We start from the raw sequence: 8596 nt of genomic DNA on the forward strand, positions 1-8596 counted from the left end.
GATGGCGCGCAGCATCGTCGTCAAGGGTGTGGAGTCGCCGGAGCGTCTGCTCGACGAAACGTCACTATTCCTGCACCGTGTGATCACGGAATTGCCCGTCGAAAAACAGAGGATGCTGGAGAAGCTCAATAGTTCCGATGAGGATCTTATTGGCAAGACCGCACTGCTGGTCGACGACGACGCCCGCAACATCTTCGCGCTGTCGAGCGTACTTGAGCGGCGAGGTATGAAGGTGTTGACTGCGACAACCGGTCACGAGGCGATATCGCTGGTCGAATCCAATCCGAAGATAGCCATCGTGCTGATGGACATCATGATGCCGCAGATGGACGGTTACCAGACCATCGGCGCCATCCGGCAAAACCCCGCCTTTGCGCGGCTGCCGATCATCGCGCTGACTGCGAAGGCGATGAAAGGTGACCGCGAGAAATGCCTGGAAGCAGGCGCATCCGACTATCTGGCGAAGCCCGTGAACACAGAGCAACTGCTGCTGGCGATCCGCATGTGGTTGCATCGCTGATCGGCGATCGAACATGATGGACTATGAAAAGGTAAACATCCTTCTGGTCGATGACCAGCCGGCCAAGCTATTGGCCTATGAGGTCATCCTGAAGGAGCTCGGCGAAACGCTCGTCGCGGCCTCGTCGGGCCGCGAGGCGCTCGAGTTCCTGCTCAAGAACGAAGTCGCCGTCATCCTGGTCGACGTCTGCATGCCCGAGCTCGACGGCTTCGAACTCGCCGCGATGATCCGCGAGCATCCGCGCTTCCAGAAGACCGCGATGATCTTCATCTCGGCGATCCAGGTCAGCGACATCGACCGGCTGCGCGGCTACGAAATGGGTGCGGTCGACTATGTCCCGGTGCCGGTCGTGCCGGAAGTGCTGCGCGCAAAGATCCGCGTGTTTGCCGAGCTCTACCGCAAGACGCGGCAGCTCGAACGCCTCAATGCCGAGCTCGAGGACCGCGTGCGTGCGCGCACCGCCGAGCTCGAGCAGTCGACCACCCGGCTGGTCGAGAGCGAGGCGCGCCGCAGCATGGCGATTGCCGCGGGCAAGATGGGCTCGTGGGACTGGGATTGGGTCAATGGCGACTGGATGTGGGACGAAGGGCAATACAAGATCTTCGGCGTCGACCCCAAATCCTTCGCGCTGACGTCAGACAATATCCAGCAGCTGTTTCACCCTGACGACGTCGAGGAGCTGCGGCAAGCCTGGGCCGGATTCGGTAAGGGACAGACGTCCTATGAAGCCGAATTCCGCGTCATGCGGCCGGACGGCGAGGTGCGCTGGTGCGTTGGCACGGCCGCGGCCACCAGCGACAGAAACGGCAGGGTGGTGCGGGTGAGCGGCGTCACCGTCGACATCACCGATCGCAAGAAGGCCGAGGAACGCCAGAGCCTGCTGACCCGCGAGGTCGATCACCGCGCCAAGAACGCGCTCGCGCTGGCGCAATCAATCGTGCGGTTGACGCGCGCGCAGAACGTCACCGCCTATGTGCGGGCAGTCGAGGGCCGCATCACGGCACTGGCGCGCGTTCACACCGTGCTGTCGCTGTCGAGCTGGCAGGGCGCCGAGATCCGCCGGCTGGTGACCGAGGAGATCGCGCCTTATTCCGAAGCCGGACAGATCCAGATCGAGGGCGCCGAGGTGCAGTTGCAGCCCGCGACCGCGCAGACACTGGCGCTGGCGCTGCACGAGCTCGTCACCAACTCCGCCAAATACGGCAGCCTGTCGGTGCTGCCAGGCCGGCTCGCGATCACCTGGGAAGTGCAGGATGAGACGCTGATCCTGGCCTGGGTGGAGTCCGGCGGGCCTCCGGTGACCAAGCCGAAGCAGAAGGGTTTCGGCACCAGAAGCGTCATCGCCAGCATCGAGACCCAGCTCGGCGGACGGGCCGACTTCGATTGGCGTGCCGAGGGCCTGATCTGCCGGCTCACGGTTCCCCTCAAGGCGCTGGTTGGCGAAGCGGCGGCCTATCGCGACCTGTCGGCAGCCGCGCGCAAGCCGCTGATCAGTTCCAGGGCCGTGTAGCGCATCCCACGGAACAGGAACCAAGCACTCGACGCTGCGGTTAACACGAGTCGATCGCTCCGTACGTAGCTTGAGGTGCTGCCGTGGATGCCCAAACCCGAGAGCGCGGGCCGTCCGCGGAAAAGCCGCGGCAGCCTGAGCGCGCCCCCGAGCAAAACTCGCGGCCGGACCACATGTCCTCACCGCAGCAGGAGACCGAGCGCAAGCCGTCGATGCGCGACCGGCTGCGCGAACACTGGATGCTGGCGACGGCCGGCGCCTGTCTGCTCCTGCTCGCGATCATCGGCGGCGTGAACTATTGGCTCAATATCCGTCACTATGAATCGACCGATGACGCCTTTGTGACCGCGCGCAGCTTTGCCGTGGCAGCAAAGGTCGGCGGCTACGTCGTCGACGTCCCCGTCACCGACAACCAGCATGTCAATGGCGGCGATCTCCTCGCAAGGATCGACGAGCGCGACTACAAGATCGCGGTCGATCAGGCCAGCGCTCAGGTCGCGGTCGCCGAGGCCAACATCGCCAACGTCCAGGCGCAGATCGACAGCCAGCAGGAGCAGATCAAGGAAGCCAGGGCGCAGGCGCAACAGGCCGAAGCACAATTGAAATTTGCCGAGCAAGAAGCCGCCCGCGCGCAAGACCTCGTCGAGAAGGGGGCGGGCACCGTCCAGCGCCAGCAGCAGACACGCTCGGATCTTGACGCTCAACAGGCGAATGCGAGCCGCGCGAGAACGGCGGTGAGCGCGGCCGAGCTCGGCGTCAAGACGCTCGAGGCGCAGCTCAAGAGCAGCAAGGCATCGCTTGAGCAGGCGCAGACGCAGCTCGATCAGGCCAAGCTGAACCTGCAATACACCCGCATCACTGCGGCGCAGTCCGGACGCGTCGTGAAACTGAGCGGCGCGGTCGGTACCTTTGTCGCGCCAGCACAGAGCGTCATGATGCTGGTGCCTGACGAGGTCTGGATCACCGCCAACTACAAGGAAACGCAACTCACCGATATGCGTCCGGGTCAGCCGGTCGAGGTCAGGGTCGATGCGTACCCGGACCGCAAGCTCACAGGCCACGTGGCGTCGGTTCAGCCGGGCTCGGGCACCGCTTTCAGCTTGCTGCCCGCCGAGAATGCGACCGGCAATTTCGTCAAGGTCGTGCAGCGCGTTCCCGTGAAGATCGTGGTCGACAATTGGCCTGATGATGTGCCCGTCGGGCCGGGCATGTCGGTCGTGCCCTGGACCAGGGTGCGATGAGCGACGTTGCGGCAGGCGGCGGCGCGGCCTGGTCGCCGGAGCGGTCGGCCGCCGGTGGACACAATCCCTATCTGATTGCCTTCGTCGTCTCGATCGCGACGTTCATGGAGGTACTGGACACCACGATCGCAAACGTGGCCCTGCGCCATATCGCGGGCGGGCTCGCCGTCGGGATCGATGAGAGCACCTATGTCATCACCAGCTATCTCGTCGCCAACGCCATCGTGCTGTCGATCTCGGGCTGGCTCTCGACCGTGATCGGCCGCAAGCGCTTCTACATGATCTGCGTCGGCACGTTCGCATTTGCCTCGCTGCTGTGTGGGCTCGCCTGGAGCCTGGAAGCGCTGGTGCTGTTCCGGATCATTCAGGGCCTTGGCGGCGGCGGGATGGCGACGAGCGAGCAGGCGATCCTCGCCGACTCCTTTCCGCCGGCCAAGCGCGGCCAGGCGTTTGCGATCTACGGAGTCGCTGTGGTGGTTGCTCCCGTGATCGGGCCGACGCTCGGCGGCTGGATCACCGATACCTATACCTGGCACTGGATCTTCCTGATCAACGTGCCCATGGGCTTGCTCTCGCTGTTCCTGGTCGGGACGCTGGTCAAGGAGCCGTCCGGCGCCGAAGAGGAGCGCAAGGAGATGCTCAAAGGCGGCCTGCACGTCGACTACATCGGTTTCGTGCTGGTCGCGATCGGGCTCGGCTCGCTCGAATTCGTGCTCGATGAGGGCCAGCGCAAGGACTGGTTCGGGTCCGACATGATCACAGGCTTTGCACTGGCTTCGTCGGTTTGCCTGATCGCGCTGATCCCGTGGGAATTGACCCGCAAGGACCCGATCGTCGATCTCCGCCTGCTGGGACGGCGCCAGTTCGGGTCGTGCTTCCTAGTGATGCTGTGCACCGGTGCGGTGCTGATATCGTCGACGCAGCTGATACCGCAATTGTTGCAGACCGAGCTGAACTATACCGCGCTGCTGGCGGGGCTCGCGCTGTCACCCGGCGGCATTGTCACGCTGATCCTGATGCCTGTGGTCGGCAACCTCGTCAGCCGCGTTCAGCCGAAATATCTGATTGCGATCGGCGGCTGCATCGTCGCGTTCTCGATGTGGCATCTGACCGGGCTGAACGGCGACATCACCTATGGTTACGCCGCGCTGGCGCGCATCTTCCTCTCCGCCGGACTTCCATTCCTGTTTCTGCCGGTGACGACCGCATCGTATGACGGCGTGCCGCCGGACAAGACCAACCAGGCCTCGGCGCTGATCAATGTGGCGCGCAACATCGGCGGATCGATGGGCGTCGCGTTGGCCCAGACGGCGCTGGCGCAACGCCAGCAATTTCACCAGAGCCGGCTGATCGAGCATGCCGCGCCGTCCGATCTCGGATATCAGCAGACCATCGACACGATGACGCGCTACTTCCAGGCGCAGGGATCGAATGCATCGGATGCCGCCTCTCAGGCGATCGCCTGGGTCGGCCAGACCTTGCAACGGCAAGTCGACCTTCTCGCCTATATCGACGTGTTCTGGATGCTCGCGCTGATCGGCCTTGTGATGGTCCCGCTCGCACTGATCATCAAGCCGGTCGATCTGACCGCGCCGCCCAAGGGACATTGAGGGACATGACGGCAGACGACATTGTGAACGCAGCTGGCGATCGAACCGCGCTATGACTGAAGGGAACGAGCGCGAGAGGCATATGTCCAGGATTAATCTTGTTGGCACCACCCTGTCGGTCGTCATCCTGGCGGCGATCGGCATCACCCGGTCGGGTGCCGAGCCGGTGCTGAAAGGCACGGAGGCGTTCGGCGACTGGCAGCGCGACCGACCGGGCACGGTGCGTCTGATCAAACCGCAAGACTTGCCCAAGCCCGGGGCAACGGCCTCCAGCAGCAATTCATCGCGCGTCGTGCAGCGACCTGCGTCTGCGGTGCCGCAGGTGCCGGCGAGGTTCAAGGTCGAGCTGTTTGCGAGCGGATTGAGCGGACCGCGGATCATCCGGACCGCGCCCAACGGCGACATCTTCGTCGCGGAAACCGGCCCTGGCCGTATCCGTGTCCTGCGCAGCGCCGACGGTGCCACCAAGGCCGCGACCAACGAGGTCTACGCAAGCGGACTGAACCGGCCGTTCGGCATCGCGTTCTTCCCGAGCGGCGACAATCCGCAATGGCTCTATGTTGCCAACACGGACAGCGTCGTGCGCTTCGCCTACCGCAACGGCGACCTCAAGGCGTCGGGAAAGCCTGAGACCATTGTCGCAAATCTTCCTCACGGCTACGGCCATTCGACGCGTGACATCGTATTCACGCCCGGCGACAAGCGCATGCTGGTATCGGTTGGCTCTGCCGGCAACGCTGGCGAGGGGCTTGGCCAGCCTCCCGGTGGCATCGAGGCCTGGAGCCGCGACCACGCGCTTGGCGCGGCGTGGGGAGCCGAAACCGATCGCGCCGCGGTCCTTGCCTTCGATCCCGACGGCAAGAACCAGAAACTGTTCGCCACGGGTATTCGTAATTGCGTCGGCCTCGCGATCCAGCCTGGCAGCGGCACACCGTGGTGTTCGACCAACGAGCGCGACGGCCGCGGCGACAACCTCGTCCCCGACTATGTGACGCGGATCGGCGAGGGCGCGTTCTACGGCTGGCCCTGGTACTATATCGGCGCCAACGAAGACCCCGCGCATGCCGGCGCGCGTCCCGATCTGAAGGACAAGGTGACGGTCCCCGACGTGCTGTTGCAGGCGCACTCCGCCTCGCTCGGCCTGACCTTCTACACCGGCAACAGTTTTCCGCCCGAGTATCGCGGCGATGCCTTTGCCGCCGAACACGGTTCGTGGAATCGGTCGAAGCGCACCGGCTACAAGGTCATTCGCATCAGGCTGAAGGACGGCGTCCCGACCGGCGAGTACGAGGACTTCGTCACCGGCTTTGTCATCGGCGACAATGAGGTCTGGGGCCGACCGGTCGGCGTGACGGTGGCGCGCGACGGTGCACTGCTGGTCTCCGAGGACGGCAACGGCACGATCTGGCGCATCAGCCACGAGTAGCCGTTCGCTCTTCAGTGGGGTTGTTCAGGCCGGCAACGCGGCGGCTGCCGTTATCCCAATCCATCCTTGAGGCCGTATTCCTCATAGATCGTCAGCGGATTGGTATCCGGAAACAACCGGCACTTGGCCTGCGCAAGATGCAGCGTGACGGCGCCGGCCTCGCATCTCGCGGTCAGAATCTTCCGGACATCCTCCATATGCGCGCGGGGCTGGTGCTTCGACGGCAACTGTTCGAGCGCAACCAGCGCCGTGGCCAGGGCCTCGGTGACCACCCACTCGTCGTGTCCGGTTATTCCCTTTCGCGGCATCGCCACACCCTCCGTCGCACCGGCTGCGACATTGTAGCGCGAGATGGGTGGGGGCTGTCATCAGCCAACATGGGCACGGCAGCGCGGAACCGGTTGGAGCCGCCCTGCCACGATGCGCCGCAGGGAACCAGCGTGGCAGCGCGCGCCGGCAATGATTAGAACGACGGTCACGCCCTTCACCACCCAACCTGCCCAGATGTTCGAACCTTATCTCTCGGTCTGGAGCCTTGTCCCCGACGGCGACCCGATCGTGACGCATGCCGCACGGTTGCTGCCGGTGCGGCGGCACGGCGAACTGGCGATGCTCAAATTGTCACACGAACCGGACGAGCGTCTCGGCGGCATCGTCATGGCGTGGTGGGATGGGGACGGTGCGGCGCGGGTCCTGGCCCGTGACGGCGAGGCGCTCCTGCTCGAGCGGGCGATGGGTTCGGCTTCGCTGAGCGACATGGCGCGAACCGGCCGGGACGATGAGGCCTGCCGAATTCTCTGTGCAACAGCCGGCCGGCTGCACGCCCGCAGACCAAAACCGCGGCCGGAGCTGATGCCACTCAGGGACTGGTTTCGCGAGTTATGGCCGGCGGCGAGGGCGCACGGCGGCATCCTGAACCGATCGGCCGACATCGCCGAAGCGCTGCTACTCGATCAGCGCGAAAACGTGGTGCTGCATGGCGACCTGCACCATGACAATGTGCTCGACTTCGGCGCGCGCGGCTGGCTCGCGATCGATCCCAAGCATCTTGTCGGCGAGCGTGGCTTCGACTTCGCCAACATCTTCACCAACCCCGATCTTGCCGATCCGACGCGGCCGGTCGCAACCGAACCCGGCCGCTTTGCGCGGCGGCTCGACATTGTCGTGGAAGCAGCGAAGCTTGATCGCCAGCGCCTGCTGTCATGGATCATCGCCTGGACAGGCTTGTCGGCAGCATGGTTCCTCGGCGATGCCGATCCGCTCGCCGAGATCGACCTTGCGATCGCACGACTTGCGGCCGCCGAACTCGACCGGATGGCGTAAGGCCTGCAGCAACTACGCCGCAGCGACACTGGCTCCGGTCAGCGACACGCTCAGGATCCGCCACTTCGAAATATCGAAGAAGTAGGCGGCCTTGATGCGCGCGGACGCGGGATCCGGCGCCTGAATCGCCGTGTGGAATTGCCGCGTCCCATCGCTCAGCGAAATCCGGAATGTCTGCATTGGTCGAACCTCCACGCAGCCGATGCTGCGGCAAGGAGGGTTAAGATCCAGTTGCTGATGACGGCGTCCACGCGGCGCACGCGCGCTTCACGCGGTCTCTTTCCCGGTTGAAGCGTGCGGCAGCCGCACCATCGTGTCTTCTGCGCCGACGACGCGTCCGTCCCGCGCTCGCAGTTCGAGCCGCCGCACTGGCAAGCCGTTCTTTCGGTCGACCAGCAGCACATGCGCCTCGTCGGGGTCGAAGAAGAAATCCTCGCCCCACTGCCGGAGCGCGACGAGGAGCGGGAACAGGCCGCGTCCCTTTTCGGTCAGCACATATTCCTGATAGGGGCTGCCGTCCGCCGCGGGTACGGTCTCCATGATTCCGTGCGCCAGCAGATTGCGGAGCCGGGCGGAGAGGATGTTCTTGGCAAGCCCAAGGCTCTTCTGAAATTCGCCGAACCGGCGCAGCCCGTCGAACGCATCGCGGACGATCAACAGCGACCACCAGTCGCCGATTGCATCGAGCGGCCGGGCCACCCCGCACATCGAGTCCCTGTGGCTCACTCGCTTGGCCATCGTGATCCGCCTGACGCTCTTCATCCCGGTGCGGCCCGAAAGACCGCCCGATCGAGAGCTCGATATATCGGTTGCAAAATAAAACCTCAAGCGATACACGATGGTTTCAAACTAAAACCATTCGAGGCCAGCCATGATTCAAGCGGATGCAACGTTCGACGGCACCTTTCCCTTCACGCCGCATTTCAGCGCGGCATCGGGCTTCCGGATGCATTATGTCGACGAAGG

At 64.4% G+C, this 8596-nt stretch carries 9 protein-coding genes; 6 read left to right on the forward strand and 3 right to left on the reverse strand.

Annotation, left to right across the window (positions count from 1 at the left end; genetic code table 11):
- The 5 genes from QMZ05_RS39425 to QMZ05_RS39445 all read left to right on the forward strand — a co-directional run.
- The coding region (locus QMZ05_RS39425; protein ID WP_353705660.1) for a response regulator at window positions 1–520 on the forward strand (520 nt) is incomplete at its 5' end.
- A 16-nt stretch (window positions 521–536) separates the two neighbouring features.
- Entirely contained in the window at window positions 537–2030 is a 1494-nt protein-coding gene (locus QMZ05_RS39430; RefSeq protein WP_353705664.1) for an HWE histidine kinase domain-containing protein, read from the forward strand.
- An 83-nt stretch (window positions 2031–2113) separates the two neighbouring features.
- Window positions 2114–3271 carry an HlyD family secretion protein gene (locus QMZ05_RS39435; RefSeq protein WP_353705661.1) on the forward strand — a complete coding sequence of 386 codons (1158 nt, stop codon included), beginning with the start codon at window positions 2114–2116 and terminating at the stop codon, window positions 3269–3271.
- Entirely contained in the window at window positions 3268–4881 is a 1614-nt protein-coding gene (locus QMZ05_RS39440) for a DHA2 family efflux MFS transporter permease subunit (RefSeq protein WP_353705662.1), read from the forward strand. The genes QMZ05_RS39435 and QMZ05_RS39440 overlap by 4 nt, the downstream gene beginning before the upstream one ends.
- Window positions 4882–4963: 82 nt before the next feature.
- Window positions 4964–6307, forward strand: coding sequence for a sorbosone dehydrogenase family protein (locus tag QMZ05_RS39445; protein WP_353705663.1), 1344 nt, complete (start codon window positions 4964–4966; stop codon window positions 6305–6307).
- A gap of 50 nt (window positions 6308–6357) precedes the next feature.
- On the opposite strand, the gene QMZ05_RS39450 is transcribed toward QMZ05_RS39445, so the two are convergent.
- Window positions 6358–6615 carry a hypothetical protein gene (locus QMZ05_RS39450; protein ID WP_021081918.1) on the reverse strand — a complete coding sequence of 86 codons (258 nt, stop codon included), beginning with the start codon at window positions 6613–6615 and terminating at the stop codon, window positions 6358–6360.
- A gap of 196 nt (window positions 6616–6811) precedes the next feature.
- Here QMZ05_RS39450 and QMZ05_RS39455 point away from each other — a divergent pair, with 196 nt between their 5' ends.
- Window positions 6812–7630, forward strand: a complete 819-nt coding sequence (locus QMZ05_RS39455; protein WP_353705665.1) for an aminoglycoside phosphotransferase family protein — start codon at window positions 6812–6814, stop codon at window positions 7628–7630.
- Between the two features lie 12 nt (window positions 7631–7642).
- Here QMZ05_RS39455 and QMZ05_RS39460 read toward each other — a convergent pair whose 3' ends face one another.
- Both QMZ05_RS39460 and QMZ05_RS39465 read right to left on the reverse strand, forming a co-directional pair.
- Window positions 7643–7810 carry a hypothetical protein gene (locus tag QMZ05_RS39460; protein WP_167351835.1) on the reverse strand — a complete coding sequence of 56 codons (168 nt, stop codon included), beginning with the start codon at window positions 7808–7810 and terminating at the stop codon, window positions 7643–7645.
- 87 nt (window positions 7811–7897) lie between these two features.
- Entirely contained in the window at window positions 7898–8338 is a 441-nt protein-coding gene (locus QMZ05_RS39465) for a helix-turn-helix domain-containing protein (protein ID WP_353705666.1), read from the reverse strand.
- Window positions 8339–8596 lie beyond the last annotated feature (258 nt).

The organism is Bradyrhizobium sp. INPA03-11B, assembly GCF_040446015.1.
Classification (GTDB): domain Bacteria; phylum Pseudomonadota; class Alphaproteobacteria; order Rhizobiales; family Xanthobacteraceae; genus Bradyrhizobium; species Bradyrhizobium macuxiense_A.